This window comes from Vreelandella aquamarina (genome assembly GCF_900110265.1).
In the GTDB taxonomy this organism is placed as follows: Bacteria; Pseudomonadota; Gammaproteobacteria; order Pseudomonadales; family Halomonadaceae; genus Vreelandella; species Vreelandella aquamarina.
Genome location: NZ_FODB01000003.1, coordinates 68,991 through 95,802, shown reverse-complemented (window position 1 = coordinate 95,802; position 26,812 = coordinate 68,991). Strand labels below are relative to the sequence as shown.

General features: G+C 54.5%; 24 protein-coding genes and 1 pseudogene. 22 read left to right on the top strand and 3 right to left on the bottom strand.

All coding sequences use genetic code 11. The features are described from left to right. The 15 genes and pseudogenes from BMY49_RS01640 to BMY49_RS01570 form a co-directional block, all read left to right on the top strand. Window positions 1–273, top strand: a 273-nt coding sequence (locus BMY49_RS01640; protein ID WP_208596161.1) for a transposase, incomplete at its 5' end; no start/stop codon positions are given. A gap of 34 nt (window positions 274–307) precedes the next feature. Then, window positions 308–2,122: pseudogene (locus BMY49_RS01635) on the top strand (methyl-accepting chemotaxis protein); the annotation flags it as partial. Next, a complete protein-coding gene (locus BMY49_RS01630; RefSeq protein ID WP_054641152.1) occupies window positions 2,119–2,991 on the top strand; it encodes a CheR family methyltransferase in 873 nt (290 codons plus the stop codon). The pseudogene BMY49_RS01635 and the gene BMY49_RS01630, both read left to right, overlap by 4 nt. A gap of 95 nt (window positions 2,992–3,086) precedes the next feature. Continuing rightward, a complete protein-coding gene (locus BMY49_RS01625; RefSeq protein ID WP_058577009.1) occupies window positions 3,087–4,148 on the top strand; it encodes a protein-glutamate methylesterase/protein-glutamine glutaminase in 1,062 nt (353 codons plus the stop codon). A gap of 57 nt (window positions 4,149–4,205) precedes the next feature. Next, window positions 4,206–5,909 carry a methyl-accepting chemotaxis protein gene (locus BMY49_RS01620; RefSeq protein ID WP_089674601.1) on the top strand — a complete coding sequence of 568 codons (1,704 nt, stop codon included), beginning with the start codon at window positions 4,206–4,208 and terminating at the stop codon, window positions 5,907–5,909. A gap of 53 nt (window positions 5,910–5,962) precedes the next feature. Beyond that, window positions 5,963–6,352: a chemotaxis response regulator CheY gene (cheY, locus tag BMY49_RS01615; RefSeq protein ID WP_044629557.1), complete on the top strand. Its 390-nt coding sequence runs from the start codon at window positions 5,963–5,965 to the stop codon at window positions 6,350–6,352. A 42-nt stretch (window positions 6,353–6,394) separates the two neighbouring features. After that, entirely contained in the window at window positions 6,395–7,090 is a 696-nt protein-coding gene (cheZ, locus tag BMY49_RS01610) for a protein phosphatase CheZ (RefSeq protein WP_054641155.1), read from the top strand. 133 nt (window positions 7,091–7,223) lie between these two features. Further along, window positions 7,224–8,390 carry a flagellar biosynthesis protein FlhB gene (flhB, locus tag BMY49_RS01605; RefSeq protein WP_074211647.1) on the top strand — a complete coding sequence of 389 codons (1,167 nt, stop codon included), beginning with the start codon at window positions 7,224–7,226 and terminating at the stop codon, window positions 8,388–8,390. Then, window positions 8,387–10,468, top strand: coding sequence for a flagellar biosynthesis protein FlhA (gene flhA / locus BMY49_RS01600; protein WP_058577010.1), 2,082 nt, complete (start codon window positions 8,387–8,389; stop codon window positions 10,466–10,468). The genes flhB and flhA overlap by 4 nt, the downstream gene beginning before the upstream one ends. A gap of 52 nt (window positions 10,469–10,520) precedes the next feature. Next, on the top strand, window positions 10,521–12,710 hold the full coding sequence (gene flhF / locus BMY49_RS01595; protein ID WP_063610138.1) for a flagellar biosynthesis protein FlhF: 2,190 nt from the start codon (window positions 10,521–10,523) through the stop codon (window positions 12,708–12,710). Then, a complete protein-coding gene (locus BMY49_RS01590; protein ID WP_089674599.1) occupies window positions 12,707–13,306 on the top strand; it encodes a hypothetical protein in 600 nt (199 codons plus the stop codon). Before flhF ends, BMY49_RS01590 begins: the two co-directional genes overlap by 4 nt. Before the next feature lie 171 nt (window positions 13,307–13,477). Then, entirely contained in the window at window positions 13,478–13,828 is a 351-nt protein-coding gene (locus BMY49_RS01585) for a flagellar protein FlhE (RefSeq protein ID WP_244154881.1), read from the top strand. A gap of 26 nt (window positions 13,829–13,854) precedes the next feature. Next, on the top strand, window positions 13,855–14,556 hold the full coding sequence (locus BMY49_RS01580; protein WP_044629552.1) for an RNA polymerase sigma factor FliA: 702 nt from the start codon (window positions 13,855–13,857) through the stop codon (window positions 14,554–14,556). A 39-nt stretch (window positions 14,557–14,595) separates the two neighbouring features. Beyond that, complete coding sequence (locus tag BMY49_RS01575) at window positions 14,596–15,411, top strand: motility protein A (protein WP_058577012.1); 816 nt, start codon at window positions 14,596–14,598, stop codon at window positions 15,409–15,411. 4 nt (window positions 15,412–15,415) lie between these two features. Next, window positions 15,416–16,087: an OmpA/MotB family protein gene (locus BMY49_RS01570; protein WP_058577013.1), complete on the top strand. Its 672-nt coding sequence runs from the start codon at window positions 15,416–15,418 to the stop codon at window positions 16,085–16,087. A gap of 143 nt (window positions 16,088–16,230) precedes the next feature. Here BMY49_RS01570 and BMY49_RS01565 read toward each other — a convergent pair whose 3' ends face one another. After that, complete coding sequence (locus BMY49_RS01565) at window positions 16,231–16,821, bottom strand: hypothetical protein (RefSeq protein ID WP_089674597.1); 591 nt, start codon at window positions 16,819–16,821, stop codon at window positions 16,231–16,233. Window positions 16,822–17,014: 193 nt separating this feature from the next. Between BMY49_RS01565 and BMY49_RS01560 the strand changes: the two genes are divergently transcribed. After that, window positions 17,015–19,126, top strand: a complete 2,112-nt coding sequence (locus tag BMY49_RS01560; RefSeq protein WP_054641156.1) for an adenosylcobalamin-dependent ribonucleoside-diphosphate reductase — start codon at window positions 17,015–17,017, stop codon at window positions 19,124–19,126. A 58-nt stretch (window positions 19,127–19,184) separates the two neighbouring features. Beyond that, a complete protein-coding gene (locus BMY49_RS01555; RefSeq protein ID WP_044629547.1) occupies window positions 19,185–19,940 on the top strand; it encodes a hypothetical protein in 756 nt (251 codons plus the stop codon). Window positions 19,941–19,949: 9 nt separating this feature from the next. Here the strand turns inward: BMY49_RS01555 and BMY49_RS01550 are convergent, their stop codons facing one another. Beyond that, complete coding sequence (locus tag BMY49_RS01550) at window positions 19,950–20,117, bottom strand: hypothetical protein (protein WP_371827811.1); 168 nt, start codon at window positions 20,115–20,117, stop codon at window positions 19,950–19,952. 74 nt (window positions 20,118–20,191) lie between these two features. Between BMY49_RS01550 and BMY49_RS01545 the strand changes: the two genes are divergently transcribed. Then, window positions 20,192–21,961 (top strand): hypothetical protein, encoded by a 1,770-nt coding sequence (locus tag BMY49_RS01545; RefSeq protein ID WP_143058105.1) that lies wholly within the window; start codon window positions 20,192–20,194, stop codon window positions 21,959–21,961. Window positions 21,962–22,071: 110 nt separating this feature from the next. On the opposite strand, the gene BMY49_RS01540 is transcribed toward BMY49_RS01545, so the two are convergent. After that, entirely contained in the window at window positions 22,072–22,992 is a 921-nt protein-coding gene (locus tag BMY49_RS01540) for a bile acid:sodium symporter family protein (protein WP_074211195.1), read from the bottom strand. A 204-nt stretch (window positions 22,993–23,196) separates the two neighbouring features. On the opposite strand from BMY49_RS01540, the gene BMY49_RS01535 reads away from it, so the two are divergent. From BMY49_RS01535 to BMY49_RS01520, 4 genes are all read left to right on the top strand, one after another. Continuing rightward, window positions 23,197–24,111: a cation diffusion facilitator family transporter gene (locus BMY49_RS01535; protein WP_035556048.1), complete on the top strand. Its 915-nt coding sequence runs from the start codon at window positions 23,197–23,199 to the stop codon at window positions 24,109–24,111. Between the two features lie 113 nt (window positions 24,112–24,224). Then, window positions 24,225–24,902, top strand: coding sequence for a DsbA family protein (locus BMY49_RS01530; protein WP_035556050.1), 678 nt, complete (start codon window positions 24,225–24,227; stop codon window positions 24,900–24,902). Further along, a complete protein-coding gene (locus BMY49_RS01525; RefSeq protein WP_022521291.1) occupies window positions 24,902–25,891 on the top strand; it encodes a M23 family metallopeptidase in 990 nt (329 codons plus the stop codon). Before BMY49_RS01530 ends, BMY49_RS01525 begins: the two co-directional genes overlap by 1 nt. Before the next feature lie 112 nt (window positions 25,892–26,003). Continuing rightward, window positions 26,004–26,786 carry a ZIP family metal transporter gene (locus BMY49_RS01520; protein WP_016916429.1) on the top strand — a complete coding sequence of 261 codons (783 nt, stop codon included), beginning with the start codon at window positions 26,004–26,006 and terminating at the stop codon, window positions 26,784–26,786. The last annotated feature ends 26 nt before the right edge of the window (window positions 26,787–26,812 follow it).

Genomic DNA, 26,812 nt, shown 5'->3' with positions numbered 1-26,812 from the left:
GCGTTCTATGACTACCCGGCAGAACACTGGGTGCATATCCGCACCACCAACCCGATCGAGTCGACCTTCGCCACGGTCCGCCTGCGGAGCAAGCGCAGCCGGAACTGCGGCTCCAGAGCGACGACCCTGGCGATGGTCTTCAAGCTGCTTCAGAGCGCCCAGAAGCGCTGGAAGCGGATCAAGGGGTTCAACAAGCTGGAGCTGGTCGTGAACAACGTCCAGTTCAAGGACGGCGAACCCTTGACCGATCAGTCAGACAGGACTGCCGCCTGACCGGCCATACACAGAATTTGACAATAACTCCAAGGCGATTGCTCAGGCTGAACAGCGTTATGCAGAGATACGAGAAGGGCGCAATAAGCGCCTCTACTTGGATAAAGGGCGCGTGCGCCAAAAGGGCTTGTTACAGCGCATTAAGCGCATTCGTCTCGACACAATACGTGCCAAATTAGTTGGCATGGTGGTCGTGGCAGGGGCCCTGCTAGTAGCGAGCGGTGGCGTGGGGCTTTATGGCCTTAATGTGGCAGGCGAACGATTGGGTGAGCTAAATAACGATGGCTTAAGGGATGTTATTCGCCTTCAGCAAATTGATCAAACGATTGCGCAAACACGTCAGGCGCTGATTGAGCCTGAGCGCATGGAACTGATTAACCAGCGTTTCGAGATGGGGGAAGCGATAGAGGGAAGTGCTACACAAATCGTTGATATCTGGCAGGCGTACTTCAGTCGCGATGTGAATACGACGCCGTTGGCCACTTCGTTCAACGAGCGGCTACAAGCTTTTTTGTCTGAAGGCATGAACCAAGCGGCTAGCGTGCTACAGGCTGAAGAGACTTACCAAGCGTTCACCGGCCTGGATGCTGTTATCAGTGTGATGAACGAGGAGGGGCGGGAGCTATCCGCTATGGTCAATCAACTGATCGCTCAAAAGCAGGAAGCAGCGGAGGCAATGGCAGCAGAGGCCGAGCGTGGTCAAACCGCCATGCTTAGCGTACAAGCTGGTGTATTAGGTGCAGGACTATTGTTACTGGTACTGATTAGTGTCCTAACGCTGCGCTCTATTATTACGCCACTGAAGCACGCGTCACGTTTTACGTTGCAAATCGCAGGCGGCAATTTAGCGGCACATGTACCGCCCAAACGCCGTGATGAAATTGGTCAGTTGATGGACTCTCTCAACACCATGCGTAAAAGCCTGAGCAACATCATTAGTGATGTAAAAAGTGGCATTGACGTAGTCACCCCTGCAGCTAAAGACATTGCCAGTGGCAACGAAGCACTCTCCACGCGAACTGAACAGCAGGCAGCTTCGCTGCAGCAAACGGCCTCCAGTATGGAAGAGATGACAACCACGGTTAAGCAAAATAGCGATAATGCTCAAGAAGCGCGCCGACTGGCCGATAACAATGCAACAAGGGTTACACAAACCGGGGAGTTGATGACACAACTGGTCGCTAATATGCAGCGGATAACACAAAGCTCGCAGAAAATGACCGACATTATCAACGTCATCGATTCGATTGCGTTTCAGACCAATATCTTGGCTCTGAATGCCTCGGTGGAAGCCGCCAGGGCGGGAGAGCATGGTCGTGGCTTCGCTGTGGTGGCCGAAGAGGTGCGTAAGCTTGCTGGGCGTAGTGCTGGAGCAGCGCAGGAAATTCGCACACTTATTGACGATTCGAGCCAGGAAGTGAGCGTAGGCGCTGGCTTAGTCGAAAAAGCTGAGGCAGCGATTAGTGAGGTTGCCGAAGCCGCACGCAGCGTTAGTCATATTATGCGCGACATCTCGGCGGCTTCTGCGGAACAAAGCAGCGGTATTACGGAAGTCAACCAAGCCGTTGCGGAAATGGATCAAGCAACACAGCAAAATGCTCTGCGCGTTCAAGAAACTGCACGGGCAGCTGTTGCCCTAGAGCAACAAGCAGGACTGTTGTCGCTTTCCGTTGAAGCGTTTCGACTTAACCAAAGCCCGCTAGCGGCCACTGGCTTGCAGCCGCCTGTGACCGCAACTCCAAAGGCAAACGTGTTGCCAGCGGGGTCTGCACATAACAGCAGTGCCACATCGCCTGTGCCGACTAAGAAACGGCAAATGGCCTCTGTAGAGGAGTGGGAAGAGTTTTGACAGACCAACGCGAACGGGGTAGCGACGCAGGCCAATGGACGTCTAGTGGGCAGATCGAACGAGATCTGGTGCTGACCGATGCTGATTTTGCGCGCATTCGAGAGCTGATTTACCAGCGCGCTGGTATTGTATTAGCTGAGCATAAGCGCGAAATGGTCTATAGCCGCTTAGCTAAGCGGCTGCGCCATCATGGCATGACGCGCTTTACTGACTACCTGTCGCGGTTGGAGCGTCAGCCTGACGCAAAAGAGTGGGAGGCGTTTACCAACGCTTTGACCACCAACTTAACCGCCTTCTTCCGTGAGTCGCATCACTTCCCGTTGTTGGCAGAGCATGTTAAGCATAAGCAGGAGCCGGTAACCATCTGGTGTTCAGCTGCCTCGACGGGGGAGGAACCCTACTCGATTGCCATGACGCTGCTAGAGACACTTGGCGCGAAAGCCTCCCAAGCCAAAGTGATTGCTACCGACATTGATACCGATGCACTGGCGAAAGCACGTAAGGGGATTTATCCCCAGGAGCAAGTGCGCAAACTGGACGAAGCGCGAGTGAAGCGGTTCTTTCAAAAAGGTACCGGCAATCACATCGGGCTTGCCCGCGTGCGCCCAGAAGTCTCGGCACTTGTTGAGTTTATGCCACTGAACTTGCTGGCCCCTCAGTGGCCTATCAAAGGCCCTTTTGATGCAATATTTTGTCGTAATGTCATGATTTATTTCGACAAAGAGACGCAAGCTAAGATTTTGAAGCGGTTTGCACCGCTGATGAAACAGGATGGTCTGCTATTTGCGGGACACTCCGAAAACTTCTCGTATATCAGCGATGCGTTTAAGTTGCGCGGGCAAACGGTTTATACCCTCGCGAATAAGTGAACAATAAGTGAACAATAGACGTGAGCTAAGCTCCGGCGAGGGCGTTTGCCAGCAGGGAGTGATGCCGCGGTGGATACCGTAAGAGGAGGCGTGCTTTGAGCGCTGCCAAGATCAAAGTGTTGTGCGTCGATGACTCGGCGCTGATTCGTGATTTGCTGACCGAAATCATTAACTCACAGCCAGACATGGAAGTTGTCGCCGTTGCGCCTGACCCCATCGCTGCCCGAGATCTGATCAAGCAGCATAACCCAGATGTACTGACGCTTGATGTCGAGATGCCGAGGATGGACGGCCTCGATTTTCTTGAGCGGCTGATGCGATTGCGCCCTATGCCGGTGCTGATGGTGTCGTCGCTAACCCAAAGCGGCTCTGAAATTACCCTGCGCGCCCTGGAGCTCGGTGCGCTGGATTTTGTAGCGAAGCCAAGCCTGGGTATTCGCAGCGGTATGATGGAGTATGCTAACGAAATTGCTGAAAAATTGCGTGCTGCAGCTCGTTCGCGTCCGCGTCAGGCACGCCATAAAAACACGCCGCCGCCCACTCGGCTTAAAGCACCCATGATATCCAGCGAGAAGCTCATTATTATTGGTGCTTCTACTGGCGGCACTGAAGCAATCCGTGCCGTATTAGAACCTTTACCTGCCAATGCGCCTGCCATTTTAATTACCCAGCATATGCCCGGTGGCTTCACGCGCTCTTTTGCAGAACGCCTGGATCGACTGTGTAGTATTACCGTGAAGGAAGCCACGGACGGTGAGCGGGTTCTGCCAGGCCATGCCTATATTGCCCCTGGCGACCAGCACTTAGAGCTTGCCCGCAGTGGCGCCAACTACGTAGCCCGCCTAAACGATGGACCGCCGGTTAACCGCCATCGCCCCTCGGTAGATGTGTTGTTTCACTCCGCTTCTAAGCATGCTGGTAAAAACGCCATCGGCGTCATTCTGACCGGTATGGGAAAAGATGGCGCGGCAGGCCTATTAGAAATGCGTCAAGCAGGTGCGCCGACGATCGCACAAAATGAAGAGACCTGTGTGGTTTTTGGTATGCCGCGCGAGGCGATTGCCGTTGGGGGAGCAGTCGAGGTCGTTGCACTCGACGATATACCGTCGCGTCTTATGGCGCTGGTTGCTGCTTCAGGGCGCGCGCAGCGCGTTTAAGTACCAAGAAATGTCAAACCCTTCTTGGTTCATGCATTAATAAGGGGAGCCATAACAATGACGCGTTTACTGCGCAATTTAAGTATTCATTCGACCGTGGTAACGGCGCTAACTTGCCTCGTCACGCTGATGTTGGTTGTGGGTGGGCTTGGCGTCGTGGCTGACCGTAATGCTCAGAGTAACTTAGCGACGCTGAATCTTATTGGAAATGAACAGCTTAACGAGCTGAACCGCGCCGACTCTCTACTCAACCAAGCCATGCTAGCCATGGAGACTGCCTCTAATTTACTGATGGTGGGGCAGACTCGCCAATCTAATGAGCAGGTAGAGGTGGCGGCAAATCGTATCGAACGGGCCGAGCGTCGCTTTGAGAAGTATCAGGCCGCGCCGCGTACAGCACGGGGTGAAGTTTTGGGAAGCGCTGTCGATGAAAACTTCCGCGCTGTGCTTGATCTGGTAAAGCAGCAACACGCTAGCTTTGAGTTCATGGATATCAATACGTTTAACCAGCTACGAGGCGAACTGGCCGAGCCACTAAACGCACTCTCCGAAAGTATTGATGCCTTCGTCGATTATGGTTTTGGGCGTGTTGATACAATCCGTGTGGATGCTGAGTCTCAGGGAGAGCTGTTTACCTTAATCAACGCGCTAGCGGTAGGCCTTGCGCTGATAGTGACGCTGGCCATTTATATCGGTTTACGCCGCACAGTCATTGCGCCACTTAACAATGCCGTTCAGCGGCTTGATCGCATTGCCGAGGCAGACTTAACGCAGCCGCTGCCAGAGGCCGGTAAAAACGAAATTGGCCGTTTATTTTCGGCTATGGCCACCATGCAGCAAAACCTTAGCGCAACGGTGGCACGCGTGCGCGAGGGGAGTCGAGAGATTCACCACGGCACCCGAGAAATCGCCAGCGGCAATGCTGATCTTTCATCGCGTACTGAGCAGCAGGCAGCGTCCATTGAGCAAACGGCGGCCAGTATGGAGCAGATGACAGCCACCGTGAAACAGAATGCTGACAACGCTCGACAGGCCAGTACGCTAGCCGCTGATGCTTCCACCACAGCAGAGCAGGGTGGTCAAGTCGTTGAACAAGTGGTGCAAACCATGCACGGTATCTCCACCAGCTCTCAAAAAGTGGCAGATATCACTAATGTGATCGATTCCATCGCGTTTCAGACCAATATTCTGGCACTGAATGCTTCGGTTGAGGCAGCGCGGGCTGGCGAGCAAGGGCGCGGGTTTGCGGTGGTGGCCGGGGAAGTGCGTAACCTCGCTAGCCGCAGTGCGGATGCGGCAAAAGAGATTAAAACGCTGATTGAGGCGTCTGTTAGTCAGATCAACCAGGGGTCATCTCTGGTAGAAAAGGCGGGCCAGACAATGACGGAAGTCGTCACCGCGGTGCGCCGGGTTACAGATATCATGGATGAGATTTCAGCGGCGTCCCAAGAGCAGAGCGACGGTATTGAGCAGGTGAGTCAGGCAGTGGGGCAAATGGACCAGGTGACTCAGCAAAATGCCGCGTTGGTCCAGCAGGCAACCGCAGCGGCCGCTTCACTAGAAGAGCAAGCAAATCGCTTAGAAGAGGCGGTCGCGGTCTTTCAGGTGCTAAGTGCTCAGCAGGCATCACATGCGTTACCTACGCGTGTATCAGCATCGCACACGTCGGTTCCTAAGGCGTCTGCTGCTCAGTCAACGGCTTTACCGCCGAATCGTCGAGCAACTGCCCAGCAGCACCACGAAGAGTGGGAAGAATTTTAACCCTGACTGAATTCCCAGTCACCCTATAGATGTCGTTATTGAGAGGATGACCAATGGCTGATAAGAACATGAGTTTCTTGGTAGTAGACGATTTTCCCACTATGCGCCGGATCGTACGTAGCCTGTTGAAAGAGCTGGGCTTCACTAATGTTGAAGAAGCCGAAGATGGTCAAGATGCGCTTAATAAATTGCGCGCGGGCAATTTTGAGTTTGTGGTTTCCGACTGGAACATGCCCAACCTAGATGGCCTGGAAATGCTGAAAGAGATTCGCCAGGACAATGCGCTAAAAGACTTGCCGGTACTGATGGTAACGGCCGAAGCGAAAAAAGAGAATATTATTGCTGCCGCACAAGCGGGTGCCAATGGTTATGTCGTCAAACCGTTCACTGCCGCGACCCTAGAAGAGAAGCTGAATAAAATCTTCGAGAAAATGGGTAAATGACGCGGCTGAGCCAAGGCGCTCGGTTAACGAGGAGACAACACAATGAGTCAGAATGAGCAGGGTGGTTCTGCCCAACTGTCTGAAGAAGCCGCAGAAGACCTTATCTTTCGCATTGGTAAGCTTACCCGCATGCTGCGTGACAATATGCGCGAGTTGGGCTTAGACAAAGAGATTGAAAAGGCCGCTGAAGCGATCCCCGACGCCCGTGACCGGCTGCACTACGTGGCGACGATGACCGAGCAGGCTGCAGACAGGGCGTTGAACGCCATTGATCGTGCGCAGCCGCTGCAAGATCAGCTCTCTGAGCGTGCGGAAGCACTCGACAAGCGTTGGGCCGAGTGGTTCGAAGCACCAAAAGAGCTAGACGACGCAAAGGTGTTGGTAAAAGAGACGCGCACCTACCTGAGCGACGTGCCAGAAATTACCTCAGCGACCAACAAGGAGCTGATGGACATTATGATGGCACAGGATTTCCAGGATCTTACCGGTCAAGTCATCAAGAAAATGATGGATGTGATCCGTGAGATCGAGCATCAGCTGGTACAGGTACTCATCGACAATGTTCCCGGTGTTGAAGCTCGTGAAACGATGCAGCGCAAGGCCGAAGATCAGTGGAAAAATGAGAAAGCTCGCCGCAATGAAGATCTTCTTAATGGGCCGCAGGTGAAAGAGAACGCCCCTGATATCGTTACCGGCCAGGATCAGGTAGACGACTTATTGGACGAATTAGGCTTTTAATGCTGGGTTATTAGCTCATTGTAAGCCGCTGCATCTGGCAAAATAGGTAGACTGTTCAGCCGTCCTTTAGGGCGGCTGAGTTTATGGTATGCCTTATTTTGGTCAACTGGCCACTCGTCAGCCGGATAACAGCATGGCAGATAACGACAGCGATCAGGAAAAAACCGAAGAGGCCACGCCCAGGCGATTAGATAAAGCCCGCGAAGAGGGTCAGGTGCCTCGATCCCGCGAACTAACTACCTTCATGATGCTGCTGGGTGGGGTGATGGGGTTGTGGGGTATGGGGCAAATGCTCTATGACCAGCTTGGGATGGTGATGGAGCAGGCGTTTTTATTTGAGCGCCGCCATGCCATGGAAAGCACGCCTATGTTGGTGAATGCGCTGGATCTTGGCCAGCGAACCCTCATCGCTATGCTTCCCTTATTTTTACTGCTCACGGTGATTGCACTGGTTGCACCGGCACTGCTAGGTGGCTGGTTAATCTCTTCAAAATCGTTGCAGCCTAAATTTTCAAAATTAAACCCAGTGAAAGGGTTAAAAAGGATATTTTCTGTTCAGGCCCTTGCTGAGCTGGCTAAGGCGATTGCTAAGTCCATCTTGGTGGGCGGTGTGGCAGCTGGCTTTTTATATTTTAATATTGGCAAATTTATGGGGCTAATGGACCAGCCCGTGCAGCAGGGACTGGTCAGTGCGCTGAATATGGCAGCGCTGGTGGCGGGCCTCATCGTCCTGTCACTGATCGTGGTTATTCTCATTGATGTCCCATTTCAGCTGTGGAATAACGCCAAACAGCTGCGTATGACCAAAGAAGAGGTGAAGCAAGAGCATAAAGACTCTGAGGGCGACCCCCATGTGAAGGGCCGTATTCGCCAGCAGCAGCAGGCCATGGCCCGCGGGCGCATGATGAGCAAAGTACCTGAAGCTGATGTCATTATTACCAACCCAACCCACTATGCAGTGGCGCTGGTTTACCAGGAGGGGCGTATGGGGGCTCCTCGGTTGGTGGCCAAAGGGGCCGATGCTGTTGCCGCTCGAATCCGTGAGATTGGCGAGGAAGCAGGTGTTCCGCGCTTGGAGGCAGCACCTCTGGCGCGCGCCCTGTATCATCATGTCGACTTAGAAGATGAAGTGCCCGCCGAACTGTACACTGCCGTGGCCGAAGTGATGGCCTGGGCCTACCGCCTGAAACATGTTGCACAACAAGGAGGCGAGGTGCCCCCCACACCCGATAATTTACCGGTACCCCCGGAAATGGATAGTCCCGGCCGTCGTGCCGATGGCAATGAGGCGCAACCATGAAAGGCTTAAGCCAGTTGATCAATCAGCGTAACTGGATGAACGATGTGAGCATGAAGCTGCTCGCCGGTCCGCTGCTGATTTTAATGATTCTGGGCATGATGATTCTGCCCCTTCCGCCGTTCGCGCTGGATCTGCTGTTCACTTTCAATATTGCGCTATCGATTATGGTGTTGTTGGTCAGCATGTTCGCCGAGAAGCCGCTGGACTTTGCCGCGTTTCCGGCCGTGCTGCTGTTTACCACGTTGCTGCGTCTTTCGCTGAACGTCGCCTCGACCCGTGTGGTATTGATGGAAGGCCACGAAGGCGGCGATGCGGCGGGCAAGGTCATTGAGGCCTTCGGCACCTTCCTGGTAGGCGGTAATTTCGCGGTAGGCTTGGTCGTGTTCCTCATCCTGGTGATTATCAACTTTATGGTAATCACCAAGGGGGCTGGGCGTATTGCCGAGGTAGGGGCCCGCTTCGTGCTTGACGCTATGCCCGGCAAGCAGATGGCGATTGATGCCGACCTGAACGCTGGCCTGATTGGTGAGGACGAAGCGAAAAAGCGCCGTGCCGAGGTTGCCCAGGAAGCGGATTTTTATGGCTCAATGGACGGTGCCAGTAAATTCGTCCGCGGTGATGCCGTGGCAGGCCTGGTTATCATGGTGGTTAATATTATCGGCGGCCTACTGATTGGTATGATGCAACACGACCTGGGGTTTGCCGATGCTGCCCGCACTTATACGCTGCTAACGATTGGTGATGGCCTCGTCGCCCAGATTCCAGCGCTGGTGATCTCCACGGCGGCGGGCGTGACCGTGTCACGGGTAAATACCGAGCAGGACGTTGGTCAGCAGATGATCAGCCAGCTGTTTGTAAACCCCCAGGTGATGATTCTGGCAGCCATGGTAATGGGCCTGCTAGGCCTTGTTCCCGGTATGCCCAACCTCGTTTTCCTTATTTTCACGGCGCTGCTGGGCGGCCTAGCCTGGTATCTAATGCGTAGAAAAGAGCAGACCTTGGTTAAGGAAGAGATCTCTGCAGCACCACCGCCCATCCAGGAAACACCTGAAGCCAGTTGGGAAGATGTTCAACTGGTAGACATGCTTGGTTTAGAGGTGGGGCATCGCTTGATCCCCTTGGTGGATTCCCGGCAGAAGGGTGAACTGCTGGACCGTATTAAAAGCGTACGCAAGAAGTTTGCCCAGGAAGTGGGCTTCCTGCCGCCCGTGGTGCACATTCGCGATAACTTAGAACTACCACCCAATACCTATGTGCTCTCCATGAAGGGAGCGGAAATTGGCCGCGCTGAGGCGCAGGCCGGTAAATGGCTAGCCATTGATCCTGGTCAGGTCTCGGGGGAGCTTCAGGGTACACCGACCCAAGACCCTGCCTTTGGCTTGCCAGCAGTATGGATTGACGCTAACCAACGGGAGCATGCTCAGGTATACGGGTACACGGTCGTGGATGCCAGTACGGTCATCGCCACGCACCTTAACCATCTGCTGCACCGTCACTCGCCTGAACTGCTGGGCCGCCAGGAGGTTCAAAAGCTGCTGGACAAGTTGGGCGAAGATCAAAAATCGCTGGTCGAAGAAGTAGTGCCGAAGTCCATCTCCCTCACCGTGCTGCAGCGCATTTTGCAGAACCTACTGGATGAGGATGTCTCGATTCGTGATATGCGTACCGTGCTGGACACCTTGGCAGAGCATGCGGGTCAGCAGAAAGACCCCAACGAGCTAACGGCTCTGGTGCGTATTGCGCTGGGCAGGGCCATTACCCAGCAGTGGTTCGCGGGCCAAGATACGCTGCATGTGATGGGGCTGGATGCGCAGTTAGAGCAAGTCTTGTTGCAAGCAATGAACGGCAATGGTGCGATGGAGCCAGGGCTGGCGGATACCTTGATGAATCAAGCGCAGCAAGCGTTAGAGAAACATGAAGGCAGTGGTGAAGCGCCTGTGCTGGTGGTTCAGCACTCGCTACGGGCCGTGTTGTCGCGCTTCCTGCGCCGCCGCATGCGCCACTTAGTGGTGATGTCTCAAGCGGAAATTCCCGACGACCGCACCCTGCGCGTTACCACGCTGGTGGGTGGTCGCTAATGGCCACACTTCGAGCGGTAATAGCCTTTTACGTTTTGGCAACAGGTGAAACATGAGCGTTAGACGTTTTGTCGGAGCAAATAGCCGCGACGTAATGCGCCAAGTGCGCGAAGTGTTAGGTGATGATGCACTTATTGTCGCCAACCGTCGCACCGAAGGCGGCGTTGAAATTCTCGCCATGGCGGATGACGCCGTTGACCAGTTCGACCCGTCGCCGACGACGCCAGCGGAGGAGCCGAAGGCTAGCCCCGCGCCAGCGCCTGTCTTTTCACTGCCAAAGCAACCAGACCCCCTAGAGGCGATGAGTGAGCGTCTGCTTCGGGAAATGCAAGATATGCGCGAACTACTGGCCCGCCGCCAGCCGTTGCCAACGACTCAAAGCGGTGCAGACACCGCCTACGAGCACCTACGGCAGTTGATGGCCCGGGTTGGCTTCAGTACAGAGCTGAGCGAAGAGGTGCTGGAAGCATTGCCAGATGAGTTGAGCGCGCTCGAGGCTACTAACGACGCGCCGCTTAACTGGCTGCGTGAGCAGTTAATGGCACGGCTTAACGTGCTGCAGCACGAAGAGAGCTTCTTTGATCAAACGGGCATCGTCGCATTGGTTGGCCCCACTGGGGTGGGTAAAACGACCACTACTGCGAAGCTTGCGGCACGCTTTGTGATGCGCCACGGCACTCGCCCAGTGGCGCTAGTGACCACCGATAGCTTCCGTATCGGCGCTCATGAGCAGCTGCGCATTTATGCACGGCTCTTGGATACGCCCATGTATGCCCTAGACGCTGAACAGCCGATTGATGAATTGGTTGGTCGGCTACAAGGTAAGCAGTGGGTGATTATTGATACCGTGGGGATGAGCCAGCGGGATCAGCGGGTGATTGAACAGATCGCCCATTTACAGGGTGGGAAGTCCACCGTGCGTCTGGTGCTGTTGCTCAACGCCGCCAGTCAGCCGGAAACGCTAGAAGAAGTCGTATTGCGCTACCGCCAAGCGGCGAGAGCTGCAGGTGCCGAGTTAGACGACTGTATCATCACGAAGCAAGACGAAGCTGGGCGGCTTGCGCCGGTATTAGACATCGTCATGCGCCACGGTATGAGGGTGCTGTTTGGCTCCTATGGCCAGCAGGTGCCAGAAGATATGGTGGTCGCGACACCACCCGCACTGATTGATCAAGCACTGTCGGCCAACGTTTCGAGTAGCGCGCGTGCTGAAACAGCCCCACTCAGCTTGCCACGCTGGTCGCGGGATGTGTTAGGGCAGGGGCGCAGGCTCTCCTCGGTGTTAACCCGCTTGCGTCAGCGTGTCGTCGATTTTCACCGCTTGGAAGCCGCCTGGGACATCGCAGCGCTGCCGGGGGTGATACAAGACCAGCGCCTAGATGAGCTGTTAGCCGGAGCCTCCACCACTCGTGACGCGTTAGGGGTGGTTTGGTCGCCCCGCCGCAACGAGCGAGGTTGTGACTGGTCGATGCCAGATGTTGCCTTGAATGAGCAAGGTGCTTGGCTGGCACTGACTCGCCTTCAGCACCGTCAGCTAGCGGGCTGGCAGCCACGTTTGGTGCGTTGTGCAGGAGATGTTGCGGTTCATCTGCTGCCTACCCTGCCAGACGCTGAGGCGCTGGCTTGGCTAAACGCTCAGCATCTGACGTGGGTCAGCATGGTGCCCGCGAGCCAGCGGGTATACTGCCAGGGCGAGCGCTATACCCTGCGTTCCCTGTTCCAAGAAAGCACCTTAACCCATAGCGTGGGCATCCGTTTCCGCGGGCAAAGCATGCAGCTTTCCAGCGCCTATGTTGAAGCGCAGGACGTATCAGGTAACCCCGTATTGGCGTGGGTCGGTGAGGTAAGCGACCCTGAAAGCACTAAGCGAATCGTGCGCCGCTACTGGCTAACGCCTGCACGTTTGGGCAGCGATGTGTTAACGCTTTTAATCACTCAACTGCAGAGTGACGGACTGGCATCGCTCACCAAGCGTGCTTGGCAGCAGCTTAAAGAGGCAGATGGGGGTGATGTCAGCAGCGAGCTGCGCCTGCTGATGGCCAGCGGCGCGGCTGCAGTAGCTGGCCATCTAGATATCGTTGACGATGAGGACGCTCAGGCCCTGCGAGCCGATTTGCTGCGCTTGTTAGGAACCCAGCGCAAGCGGCGTGATACGGCACTGCTTGATGCATTAGTACACGTTCTGATGGCGCGCGATGCCATTCGTCAACTAGGTAGCGTCAGCCGTGAGGGCGTGGTATGAGTGGCCAGGATCAGGCGGCTGGCCTGCGCAAATGGGCCGATTTACAGCGCCAGCAGCGCGGTGCTGATGAAGTCGGCCATAACATGGAAAGTGACGAGGCAGTGCCTGCCGCACCCGTTAACGAAGAGAAAGCCGCCGCGTATACCCAGGAGGCCATGGCACCGACGGTAGCTGCTGCTGCCGAGCCTGCCACCGTGGCGCCTCCAAGACCGAAAAAAACGTTAGTGGTAGTAGGCTTACCTCATGCTGGCGCAGCGCAGGTGGACAAAGTGCGAGGTCGGCTGGGGCAATGGTCGGCCCTTGGGAGGCAATGGGCAGGTGACCCACAGGATTGGGATATTCATATTGTCATGCCTGACAGCGCCTCGCTGACTGACTTAGCCGAGCGTTACACTCGCTGGGCGCTATGGGTAAACAGTGATGCTGACGCCTTTGCCACCATGTACCGAGTGTTGCGCCAATTACGCGAGCATGGTGGTCCGCAGCGTCTTCTAGCCCTTCATGAACCCCACCTGCCGCGCCGGGGGTTGCTGGATAATTTGGGCAATGCTTCCGCTCGTTATTTAGATATTGAGCTTCTGCTGCTGGCGCGCTAGCGGCGGGCCAGGGTGCATGTGTCGCTCAAGGGGAGAGTTATGCAGAGTTTGGCGAGTTGGGTAAGTAACGCTAAGCAGAAGGCTATTGAGGCGTTGATAAAACCTGCAAAGTTGTTAACAGTAAGAAAAATGGGCTGTTTAGGGCTAGTAGCAGGGTTATGGTTTTTCGCGTTGAATACGCAGGCCGCAACCGGCAGTTGGAGCAGCCAAGTGCCTAGTGTGATGGTAGCAATGAGCGACCGTACCAGCAGCAGTCAGGCGATAACCCCGCCAGCGGGCGTCTCGCTGCGTAATGCTGTGCTGTCGCGAATTCAATGGCGCTTTGAATCACCGCCGGGAACGCCTGTGCACGCTTGGCTATGTCATCCTGAACGCTGTGTTGCACTATCAGGCATGCGCGGTAGCACGACCGCTCTATCGGGAATGTTGGCGAGCGCACCGCTGTACTTTCGGTTTACGTTGCAGCCAGGGCAACGCCCTGTGCGAGTACAGGGGTTACAAGTGATCGTGAACTATCAGTAAAGGTTGTTAAGCCGCGAGGCACGAGGATGTATACAGCACAAGGCAGGATCAAACAGAGTGAGCTGTTAACTCAATACATGCCACTGGTGAGACGTCAGGCCTTAACGCTGCAGGTAAGGTTGCCCGCGAGTATTGAGCTGGATGATCTGATCCAGGCGGGTATGGTGGGCTTGTTAGAGGCATTAGGGCGCTTTGATGCTGCCCAAGGAGCAACATTTGCTACCTTTGCAAGCCAGCGCATCCGTGGCGCGATGATGGACGAGCTGCGCACTCGTGACTGGCTGCCCCGCAGCGTACGCCGCTCGGCACGGGCGGTAGATGATGCTGTGCGTCGTTTAGAGCAGCAGCTGGGGCGCCCCCCGGAAGAGGGGGAGATTGCCCGTGAACTGGAGATGCCGCTAAGTGATTACCAGCAACTGCTCAACGATACCAATAGCGGGAAATTATTGCCGTTCGAAGAGCTCATTGCGGATGGCGGCGAGCCTGCGGGGGACGACACTCACCGACAGCCGTTTGAACAATTATTGGATGAACAGCAGCGGCAAACGCTGATCGACGCCATTGAAGCACTGCCCGAGCGCGAGAAGCTGCTAATGGCGCTGTATTACCAAGAAGAGATGAATCTAAAAGAAGTGGGCGCTGTGCTCGGTGTCACCGAATCACGGGTTTCACAGCTTCACAGCCAGGCGGTGAGTCGGCTGCGTGCTCGCCTACATGAGACTAATTAACCCTCTCACTCACTAACCATAACCGGCGAGGAGCCGTTGATGAATCCATCTACGCTGATCGGTATATTTGCCAGCATGCTGTTGTTGGTAAGCGTTTTATTTTTTACCGCAGAGTCTCCCGAGAGCTTTATTAACTTACCGGGGCTTGCCATTGTGGTCACTGGCACGCTGGCGGCCACGTTTATCAGCTATCCGCTGAAAGAAGTGCTGCGTGTGGTGCGTCTGGTTGGTTTAGTTTTCCGCCGTGAAAACACCTATGTGCGAGATGACATCAATGAGTTGGTTTCCATGTCGCGCCTTTGGTTTAAGGGGGATGTTAGAGCGGTTGAGAAAGAACTGGAACATACCCGTAATCCGTTTTTGCGCACCGGTATTCAACTGGTCATTGCGAATACAAAAGAGGATGAAATCTTCGACATGCTGCGCTGGCGTATTGCGCGGCTGAAAGCCCGCGAGCATGCTGAAGCCCAAATTTTCCGCACCATGGCCACCTATGCACCGGCCTTTGGCATGATTGGTACTTTGGTAGGCTTGGTCAACATGCTCGAAGTGATGGATGCGGGTGACCTGGAAGTAATTGGGCCCCGGATGGCAGTGGCGCTGTTGACTACTTTCTATGGCATCCTGTTGGCCAATTTGGTGTTTAAACCGATTGCCGTGAAGCTAGAGCGGCGTACGGAAGAGCGCCTTATCACTATGAACATGGTGCTGGAAGGCATTTCGCTAATTACCAAGCGCCGTCTGCCATCGTTTATTGAAGAGACGCTTAACTCCTTCGTAGCGAATTACCACGACGAAATTCGTGACTCGAACGTTAAGCCTCGGCCCGATATGGGTGCCGCATTAAAAGGGTAGCGCCATGCTCGACCGCGACTCACGGCATGCTTTGGAGCTTCCCGCCGAAGTGGGGGAGAGTGACGAGAGCTGGCTGACCAGTTACCTGGATGTATTGACGCTGCTGATTACCCTGTTTGTACTGCTGTTGGCGCTTACGCCATCCGGCGGTGGCGAAGGGAGTGAAAGCAGTATCATGGATCCCTCGAATGCCGTTACGTCACTGCCATTGGCTAGCCTAGCCACAGGAATACTTCCCCGCCACGATGGCTTACATCCCCAAATGGCAGGGCTTGATATCCCTGGAGTGAGTGTCTCCCAGGGGCAAGAGGGCGTTACGCTACGTATTGACGATAGCCTTTTATTTCCCAGTGGCAGCGATGTACTAACGCCCCAGGGGCAAGTTGTGTTAGAACGGCTCTCTCCGGTGCTACAGGCTTTTGATGGTCAAATTTCCGTTGAGGGCCACACCGATAATGTGCCGATCGCGACCGCTCGGTTTCCGTCTAACTGGGAGCTCTCAGTGGGACGAGCTATCGCAGTGGTACGCCAGTTAGAGCGGCAAGGTATTGCCATTTCACGTATGCGGGCCGTCGGCTATGCCGACACCCAACCCATGGAAAGTAATGCTACTGCGGAAGGGCGAGCTGCCAACCGACGCGTTGAGCTGTTGCTGAAGCAACAGGTCAAGGGGTAAAGAGATATCTCGAGGCTATCTTCGTGTCGAAGCATCATTCGCTACTGACAGCTGTAAAACGCTGATGGCCCGGGCCGATGCCGCTATGTATCAAGCCAAGCACAGCGGCCGTAATCGAGTAGAGGTTGCGGAAGAGCGTGCGCTTAACCCGGAGGAGCAGGTGCCTCTGTGATAGAGGCGCCGCTACACAGCGACTGCATGCGTTGAATGGCATCGCCAGCACCTTCCAAACTAAAGGTCATGTACCACGGTTCCTGCTCACCCTGGTCAAATCCTAAAAACAGCTGCTCGCCCGACTGCATCTCAGCGATCAGCGTCTCCATATCGCTCAAATAAAAATGGGCATAAAAGCCGTCATCGCCCCGCTCGGTAATAAACTCCGCCATGGTATCGACAATCGGGTTGTCACCAATCCGCAGCCGAGTGGGTGCCAGATTCACCGCTCGGCTCTCACCCTGCTGCTGCGCTAGGGTGACGCGCATCTCCAGCCACGGTAAATCACAGACTCCTTGAGTAGCATTTATGCTTAGCGTGGCATCGGAGTAGCTGTGGGTCTCCACAGCACGAAAGTGGCGCTCTTCTCCTAGGGTCAGCGCCATGGATTGCCAGTGCCCATGGGTAGCCACTGATTCCACATTAAATGTAGCGGCCAATGAAAGGGGAGCTGTGACAAGCAGCATGGCGGTGACGGCGAAAGTTGATGTTTTCAGGAAGTTCATAGGTCGTATCGTCATCGAAAACCTTAAGCCTATAGCGTGTTGGGAATAAGCAAAAGGGTAAGGTGCTGATTTTTCTATATCTAGTGCTGTTAACGTCAAAAAACGGCCCATATAGTAGAAAGTCGGGGCTATACTCCCCTACGATGCCACGTATAATCGGCCCGTTTTTTAGCGCTATCGCTACCCATCGTGAAGGAGTTTCGTGAACATGAGTACCGCAGCCAAGGCGATGAAGACATCCAGTGAAGTCCCTATGCAGGCTCCATCTAGGGAAATCTGGGATGCCAAATATCGGTTAAAAGATCGTCATGGCCAACCGGTGGATCAAGATGTCGCGGCGACCTTTGAGCGCGTGGCTCGCGCCCTAGCCGCCGTAGAGGGTGAAAAGGCCGATGAGTGGCTACCCAAATTTCGCTGGGCGCTGGAAAATGGTGCTATTCCCGCTGGGCGAATTCTCTCTAATGCGGGAGCCGAAGCCTACAAGCCCGCCGTCAGTCTGATTAATTGCACCGTTTCTCGCACTATTCGTGACTCTATGCGCGATATCCTCGACTCTGTGGTCGATGCGGGTATGACATTGAAGTCGGGCGCCGGTATTGGCTACGACTTCTCAACCCTGCGCCATAAAGGTGCCTTTGTGTTTGGCGCAGGAGCAGGCACCAATGGCCCGCTGGCGTTTATGGATATCTACGACAAGATGTGCTTCACCGTGGCGTCTGCCGGAGGCCGTCGCGGCGCGCAGATGGGTACCTTTGATGTGGGGCACCCGGACGTGCGCGAGTTTATTCAAGCCAAGCGCGAAGCAGGGCGGCTGCGTCAATTTAACCTGAGCCTACTCATCACCGATGAGTTTATGGAAGCGGTGAAGCACAACGCTGATTGGCCGCTGGCCTTCCCGCTGCATCCTGGTGAGAAAGAGGATGTGAGCGTCGAAGAGGTGATTTACCGCGACTGGCCGGTGGTGGAAGAGGGCTACACGGTGGATGCCGAAGGGCGCGTGGCCTGCCGTGTTGTCGAGGTGATTAAAGCTCGCGAGTTGTGGGACACGATTATGTCCTCCACCTACGACTACGCCGAGCCGGGCTTTATCCTGATCGATCAAGTCAACCGCATGAACAACAACTGGTTCTGCGAAGATATCCGCGCGACTAACCCCTGCGGCGAGCAGCCACTACCGCCAGAGGGCGCTTGCCTGCTGGGCTCGGTCAACCTGACCAAGTTTGTGATCGAGCCGTTTAGCGCCGAGCCGCGGTTTGATTGGGAGCGCTACCGTAAAGTCGTGGCGATTTTCACCCGTATGCTCGACAACGTGGTGGAAATTGCTGGCCTGCCGCTCCCCCAGCAACAGCGCGAAATTGAAGCCAAACGCCGCCACGGCATGGGCTTTTTAGGTCTTGGTTCGACCCTGACCATGCTGAAAATTCCCTACGGCTCTCAGGCGTCGCTGACGTTCACTGAAGAGGTCAGTCGTCATTTGGCGTTGGAAGGGTGGAAGCAGGCGCTGGAGCTTTCTAAAGAGAAGGGCATGGCGCCAGTGCTTGAAGAGGAGCACACCATTACGCCTAAGATGATGCGCGAGCGCCCTCAGCTCGCCAGCGACGGCTACGAGGTAGGTGACAAGGTGCCGGGGCGGATTCTGCACGCCCGCTACAGCCAATACATGGCCAAAGTGGCCGAGCTTGAGCCGGAGCTAGTGGCACAGCTGGCCGAGCACGGCGCGCGGTTTACCCACCACAGCTCGATTGCCCCCACGGGTACCATCTCGCTCTCCATGGGCAACAACGCCTCTAACGGGATCGAGCCGTCGTTCTCCCATCGCTATTTCCGCAACATCATTCAGTCCGGTAAAAAGACCAAGGAGCAGGTGGAGGTAGTGTCGTTTGAACTAGCGGCCTACCGCCACTTTATCGCTGCCGATGCGGTAGAGAGCGATCTGCCGGATTACTTTATTACCGCTGACGCGGTCACTCCCGAGCAGCACGTCGCCGTTCAAGCGGCAGCTCAGCAGTGGGTGGACTCGGCGATTTCCAAAACGGTCAATGTACCCACCGAGTTCCCCTTTGAGCAGTTCCAAGACCTCTATCTGCAGGCCTACGAGAGCCGTTTGAAAGGTTGCACTACCTTCCGCTTTAACCCGGAAGCCTTCCAAGGCGTGTTGGTGCGTGAGGATGACCTGAAAAACACCACCTATGTGTTTGAGCTGGAAAATGGTGAAACCCTTGAGCTAACCGGCGATGAGAAGGTGCTTTACGACGGTGAAGAGCATAACGCCGCTAACCTGTTTGATGCCTTGAAAGAGGGCACCTACGGCAAATGGTAATCGTAAGCGCAAGCAAGGCTTAGCTTGATGAGCTGTCTAAAGAACTGGGGAGAACGTTATGGCGGTTGAAATTACGTCGAAAATTGTCGGTTACCGTATTAAGCAACAAGGGCAGCCCGCGCCTGCACCGGAGCTACCAGATGAAGACCCATTAACGGTCCGCATTCCATCGCGCCCGGAAGGCACACTGGAAGCAGTGTCTGAAAAAATCTCTTATGTGGGGGCTGAAGGGCGCAAGAAGGTCTACTTGCTGGTCTCGTTTATGCCAGTGGAAGGCGTGATTGGCGGCCAGCGTGTGGTGATTGAGCGTCCGGTGGAGTTCTTCTTTCCCTCGGGCCAGCTCTCCAGCGAGCACCAGTGGATCACTGCCACGATGCGTAGCCTGTCGCTAGCGGCGCGGGGCGGCTATGTCACGCAGGCCGTGGCGGATCTTCGCAAGGTGGCCTGGGATAAGGGGTTGGTGCGCTGTGGCATGAATCGCTGGAATAAGCCCATGTTTCACGATTCTGAAGTGGCGGCGATTGCTTGGTCGATTCAGCAGATTCTCTATCGGCGTGGCTTTCTGGATCAGGACGGCCACCAAGTGCCGGTGGAGACGCTGGTTGCACGCTATGCGCACCGCATGCAGCATGGACATGCCTGGCAGCCGGAGGAGCCTCCGGCGGCTGAAGACTCTGCCGGCGCATCGTCTTCTGGTGAAGCAAGCGGTGGCCCCGCTACGGTAGGCACGTGCCCTGAGTGTCGGGGTGATTTGATCATGATGGATGGCTGTCCAACCTGTTATGCCGGGTGCGGCTGGTCAAAGTGCGGCTAGCCGCTGGCATCACTCGTCAAATAACGGCCTGATATTATCGGTAAGGTAGCAGTCATCAAATTCCCCTTCCGTGGCCAGCGCTTCAAGGTTGGGGATTGAGACATGATGGCGGTCGCGAAACACCAGCCCATCTTCGCTGAGCGCACTAAAAGTACGGATCACGTGTACTGGTGTCATTTCCAACAATTGTTGCGACTAAACAATAATTGCTGCGACAATCTCTATGTTGAGTTTACATAGAGTGCGCCTTTGTGACCGTTTCTCTTAAACAATCCAGAACCTTTAGCTTCCATGATGGCACCCTAAAAAACGAGGCAGAGCGCTTGGTCGTTTGGTGGTACGGGCCTATATTTAAGAACAATCGCTTACGAAGCGTCCCTAAAATCCATATCTTCTTAAGAACCATCGACCATGAAAATAACTTAGGAGGCGTGATGAGACGTGAGACTGTCTTAACGCATCTTGGGCTATTGAGAATAGGGTCAGTATGGGAAAAGGGCGTGAGTAGCTCGCGTATTGCCTACGAGGAAAGAAAATTCTCCGTTTCTTTTTCTCCAGGCGGCTGGCGAATTGTCACCTTAGATGATTTACGACAATCAGGACGAAGCCTCTATACCGCTTTTCATGACTCGAACTACTTACCCCAGAAAAATCAGCACAAAACATACCTGATTGAATTTGACCTTCCAGATGGCAAACACTTGCTCATCCCTTGCACAGAATTTTTTATTCGCGTTTACGGCCGATCTTCTGAAATCAAGCGAGTGCTCGCCACTTACCCTTGGGAAGAAGTCAAAAAACGTCTTTATCGACCGCTTGATGCGCCTGCATCCCCAGGTACGTGGCCTGTCAAATTTACCTATCATGTTCATAAACACGATGCCATTTTGCTCGCGCATATGTTGTACGATCCGTATGCCAAGCGCGCTGCAAAATATATATATTCACAATTTGAAACCAGCTCCACGCCAGATGAGATGCTTTTAAAAGCCACCCCATGGTTTCAAGGCAGCGGGGAAATCTCTGTTTCTGGCGTTCCAATTGATGGTGGCAACACATTCCTAGGCTTGCAGATATTAGGCTGTACGCAGCCCGATGGTGCCACGATCCACCGCGAAAGAGAGAAGTCAACGACAGTACCAGCCACCGATGGCGATGATGCTCCCACTCAATTTCCCTATCATCAGCTTCAAGACATCTCCGATGTCATTGACCTGACGGATGATGAAGAGCCCGACCATGGCTCTTCTTGGCTAGACCTTCCTGAGGACGAATTCGTTATTTTAGGTAAGCCTCGCGCCGTCTTGGATAAACGATATACTCGAAAAAATGTGCCCGATACACGAGGCGTCCCCGTTCCGGGTGACGAAACTATTTTCTCCACTGGGGAGCCGCATGGATCAGGAAAAGGGGTCGGACAGGCCTCTATTCATGCTCCTATTACACTGGAATCACAGGGCTTTCTACGTGATATGTGGAATGCGCTTCTCTATTTGCAATCGGCCTATCCCGAAACGATTCGTGGCGTTAGCTGGTTTACCTTTGAAGACGGCTTTAGCACTTCCCCCGACCCTCGGTTGATCAGCCTCGAACCTTTCGAAATAGACGAGGAGGTGGAAACGTCAGTCGCTAATTGGGTTTACATTGATACTCAGACCAAGGTACCTCGCGGGGTGCTCGTCGTTCGGGTGCATGTGTTAGATCAAACGCTCTATCTCATGGAGATCCAACGACGCCCTCCAAAACCCAGAGCTGGCGGTAGCGAGGAGGCATCCAAGCCTCCTTCCTATAAAGGTTTAGTCTTCACGCTGAGCCACCAAGGCAGCTTCGAGCAGTGGTTACGCCAAGTGCTGTCTAACGTGCGGCACGTAGAAGGTGTTGTCCAAAAACTAGTTGGTCACTGCCCAGGATTCGCCGATACGTTCAAGCACCCTAAATCCAAAAAGGAACAGATACCCTGCGAAGCCTCTGTGTTAAATGCTTTTAGCAAGGTCAGTATTGGTCGCAGTGACTTAGCATAGGTACTATTTGCCACCTTTATGAGTAGCGGTGTCTGTTTTGTCGCTAAGAGCAACCTGTACACCCCGTGTGCAGGTTGCTCTTCTGACGAAGAGCCGATACGGCCATCCCTTCAGTGGCGGGCGAGGATCTTCGCTGCGATGGGCGAAGTGATCATTTGAATCACGGCAAAAAAAGCGGCTGGAATCGCGATCTCTGATGGCAAGCCGGAAACAGCGACAAACGCTGCGGCGATGCTGAATTCCTTTTTACTGACCGTGAAAAGATAGGTAATCACCTCTTTGCGATCAGAAGTGAGTAACCGTGAGGACATACCTACCAGGTACCCAATCAAATTGAGGCACAGGGCCGCCCCCGCAATCACAAACGCATACCCACCATAGCCAATGATCGTGGCGGCATTCGGCCCGACCACAGCGAGTAGGATCAGCAGATACAAAATTGACCCTATCCCTGCATACGCTGAATCATGCCGTGCAAAGAAAGTCGAGAACTTTGTCCGCAAGCTGACCCCAATCACGGTAGGAACAAGCACAATCAGTGTTAATTCAAGAATAATTGAGCCCAGCGGTACGTCTAACTGGAGGCCAGTGAGCCATAAAAACAGGAAGGGAACAATAAACGGACATAACGCAGTGTTGACTGCGTTGAAAACAGCGGCAAGCGCCACATTGCCTTTCGCCATCAGTACCAAAAGAGGAGAGGACACATCCGTCGGCAGAGTGCCGAGCAAGGTTTGGCCAGCAGCCAGCGGGCCGCTTCCAAAAAATAGACGGCCCGTTAGCCACCCGGCAATCGACATCGGCCCATAGACCAGCCCCAATGCCAACAACTGCCGTGACGGCTTACGGAACACGATGCGCACTGCATGCGCATCGAATGTGAGGCTGATGATCAACATCAGTAATGCCAGTAATGGCCCAATCGCGAACTCAAGTATTATTCCGGTGGCCGGAAAGAGTAAGCCTACCCCCGCGACGAACATCACAAACCAGACAAGGTGCGCCTCGACAAAATAAATGAATCTACTCATGGTGGATTGGACGTTACCGGTTGAAGTGGATTGAGCTCCGTACCTAAAACATGATCACTTCGGCCCAGCACGCCATGACTTGCTTGGGAGCAAGGGACGCTCTTCCCAATCCAGGGGTGCAAATAGACAATGCTCAAGGGTTGAAGCTTTAGTTGCTAGAGGTTTTATAGTACCAAGAACAGATAATTCGAGAGAGGGTAACAGATGGGACATCATCATGATCATCCCCACATTGATCCTGCCTCTGGCGACCGGCGCGTCAGCATCTCCATTTGGGCCAATGGGCTCTTAACCATCGCTCAAATCGTCGGTGGCATTATGGCGGGGAGCCTATCGCTGATCGCTGATGCGTTACATAACTTTTCTGACTTGGCAGCATTAGTCATTGCCTTTGCTGCTCGTAAAATCGCCAGACGGCCTGCCGATGTGCATATGACCTTTGGCTATGGCCGCATCGAGATAGTGGCAGCACTCATCAATTACACCACCCTCATTATTGTCGGTGTCTACCTGATTTACGAAGGCGCTATGCGGATGGTCGATCCCCCTGAGATAGAGGGATGGACGATCGTGATTATTGGTGGCGTCGCGCTCGTCGTCGATGCCCTTACCGCCATGCTCACGTGGTCAATGCAAAAAGAGAGTGTCAATATCCGCGCCCTTTTTCTGCATAACTTATCGGATGCGTTTGCCTCCATCGCCGTGATTATCGGTGGTTCGCTTATTTTACTGTACGACATGCGCTGGGTAGACCCCGCGATCACGATAGGGATTGCGCTATATATTCTTTACCTAGCCTTCTCTGAAATTGGCGGCCCTATCCGTACGCTAATGCTGGGATCTCCCCCGGACATTGACGGGCAGGCAGTCGTTGAGACCGTACGAGATATCGAGGGAGTCCAGGATATTCACCATGTGCATCTATGGCAGATGCAGGAAAACATGGCAGCCCTTGACTGCCACGTGGTTCTGACAGAAACCGGCTGGCAGCAGCTTGAATCCGTCAAAGCAGAGATCAAGGAGCAGCTTAAAATGCGCTTCAGTATTGCTCATTCCAGCCTAGAGTTTGAGCATAGTGACCACGCGCATCAAAATGCCAATCTATATGGGCATGAGTGACAGACCGAGGCCGGCTCCCAGCTCAGGTAGATAGCGAGCAGCTTACTCCCATAGCGATTGGCTTATTTTTCAACCCTACTTTTCCACCCCATCGTTGAGACAGAGAGAGAAACATGTTCAAAAAAGCGTCTTTTATATTGGCCGGTACGTTAATGCTGACCGCTGCGATCGTCGCCGTATCGAAGCCTGCCCTCTTAGACATGCAAGCTCAGGCAGCAAAAGAGAGCGGTGTCCAGGCCGAGGACTCCTTGGTGCGTTCACACTCCCCCTTCTTGGGACGAGAAGACGCGCCGGTGACGATTGTGGAATTCTTCGATCCGGCTTGCGAAGCCTGCCGTGCTTTCTATCCCCTGACAAAAAGTATTCTGGAAACCTACCCAGAAAAAGTGCGGCTCATCGTGCGCTACACTCCTTTCCACGGCGACGTATCGGACAAGGCCATTCGGGTATTAGAAGTTGCTCGTCGTCAGGGCGTCTTTGAACCGGTACTGGAGAGGCTGCTGGCTCGCCAGGATCAATGGGCTTCACATGGCAGTTTTGATGAATCCGCTATCCTCGATATCGCGAGCCAAGGAGGCCTTGATTTAGCGGCTGCCGAAGAGCAACTGACTTCTGCTGAGGTGCAGGCGGTGATTGACCAAGACATGGCGGATGTCAGAGCCAATCAGATTCGCCAAACACCTACCTTTTTTGTCAATGGCGAGCCTTTAGACCCCTTTGGTATGCAAGAGCTGATTGATGCCGTCGAGAGTGAAGTAGCGGAGATCTCTGGGGAAGAGGATGGCCAGTGATGCAGCGCTGGTGGTTACTAGGCTTGGTGGGCTTTTACCCCTTGCTAGCCGAAGCCAATTGGCAAACGCATCTGTCATTGCCTCCGTCTGAACTTAGCCCTGTCAAGTTACAGGCGGCTAGCGAGCAAGAAGGCACATTACCGCTCGATAGCGTTGATACCCTAACCTTTGGGCGTGATGTCGTCATTGATACCACCCTCTACGAGGCCTTGGCAGCAGAAGGTGTCCCAACGCGTTTCGCCACTAAACTGGAAACACTGCTCAGCGAGTTTATCGCAGCGCCGCTGGAGTTTTCTGGCAGTGAACGTATTCAATTAGTGTGGGAGGAAGATCGACGCCAGGACGGCGCCCGTGTTGGGCCACCACGCCTCAGTTATGCCGCTCTGCCTGATCAGGCAGAGCCCTTGGAGGTCATATGGCCGGTCACCCAAAAGGGGGACGTAGCTCTTTTCAAAAGCGACACCCTGCTAGGCACGTTGCGGTTGCCCGTGCTTAGTGCCCGCTTAACGTCTCGCTTTGGGAATCGGCGACATCCTGTGTATGGAGGGATGCGTCCTCATAATGGAATTGACTTGGCTGCGCCGACAGGAACGCCGGTCATTGCCACCGCACCTGGGCGCGTATTCTTTATGGGTCGCCAAGGGGGATATGGGCAGGTGATCGAGGTGGAGCACGACACAGGGGCCATTAGTCGCTACACACACCTTAGCCGATTCTCCCCACAGCTAGTGGTTGGGGATTTAGTCAATGCGGGAGAGTCGCTCGGAGAGGTAGGTTCCTCCGGGGTCGCCACGGGCCCCAACCTGCATTACGAAGTGAGAGTCAATAACCAGCCTGTTGATCCCCTTGGTCAAGGTCAACGCATCATGTTGGGTGAGCAGCCGACTCAAGGTGAATATCAAGCGTCACTTTACGAGGCAAGAGATCGCTTGGAACAAGCTATCGGCACGGCGTCCATTTATGACTTGATCTCGTTTAACGAGCCGTAACCACCCGTGCTTAGCAACGTTGCATGGATTGTTAGTAACGTGAACGTGTGCTTGCCTCGTTATGGAACCCTAGCGCTGTGATCACTCATCTACCACAAGACAGGTAATCGGTATGGAAGAGGTTTCTCTCGTCACAATGGGGGTATTGGGAAGCCTTGCCGCGGGCTTGATGACGGCTGTCGGGGCGCTTCCTATCTTGTTTACCAAAAGACCGAATCGTGGTGTTCGCGATTTAGCGTTGGGGTTCGCCGCTGGCGTCATGCTAGCGGCCTCTTTCTTCTCACTGATCATACCCTCCTTAGAAGCCTCGGAGCTGCGTTACGGAGGTAGCGTGGTACCTGCTGCCATTGCCTGTGCGGCCATCTTGCTAGGGATTGGAATGGTCGCACTACTGAACGAACTCTTACCTCATGAGCACTTCGAACAGGGGCGAGAAGGGCCAGAGGCTGCCTCACTACGTCGTATCTGGTTGTTTATTATTGCCATTACGATACACAACCTGCCAGAGGGGCTGGCCGTTGGCGTGGCCTTCGGCGCAGGGGGAAGCGAAGGAGGCATTCCACTAGCGATTGGCATTGGACTTCAGAATGCCCCAGAAGGACTGGCCGTAGCAGTATCACTGCTAGGCGTGGGCTATTCACGTTGGCGGTCATGGACGATTGCCGCCCTTACGGGGCTTGTTGAGCCGTTAGGTGGCTTATTAGGCGCTGGAGTCATCAGCATGTCACAAGCGCTACTGCCCTGGGGGTTGGCCTTTGCAGCGGGGGCGATGTTGTATGTGATCAGTCATGAGATTATTCCCGAAACTCATCGAAGCGGGCACCAAAAAAAGGCCACGCTGGGCCTCTCCATCGGATTGGTACTCATGCTGTTTTTGGATGTTTCGCTGGGCTAACCATTGGGCGTGGGGCGTAGCGTTAG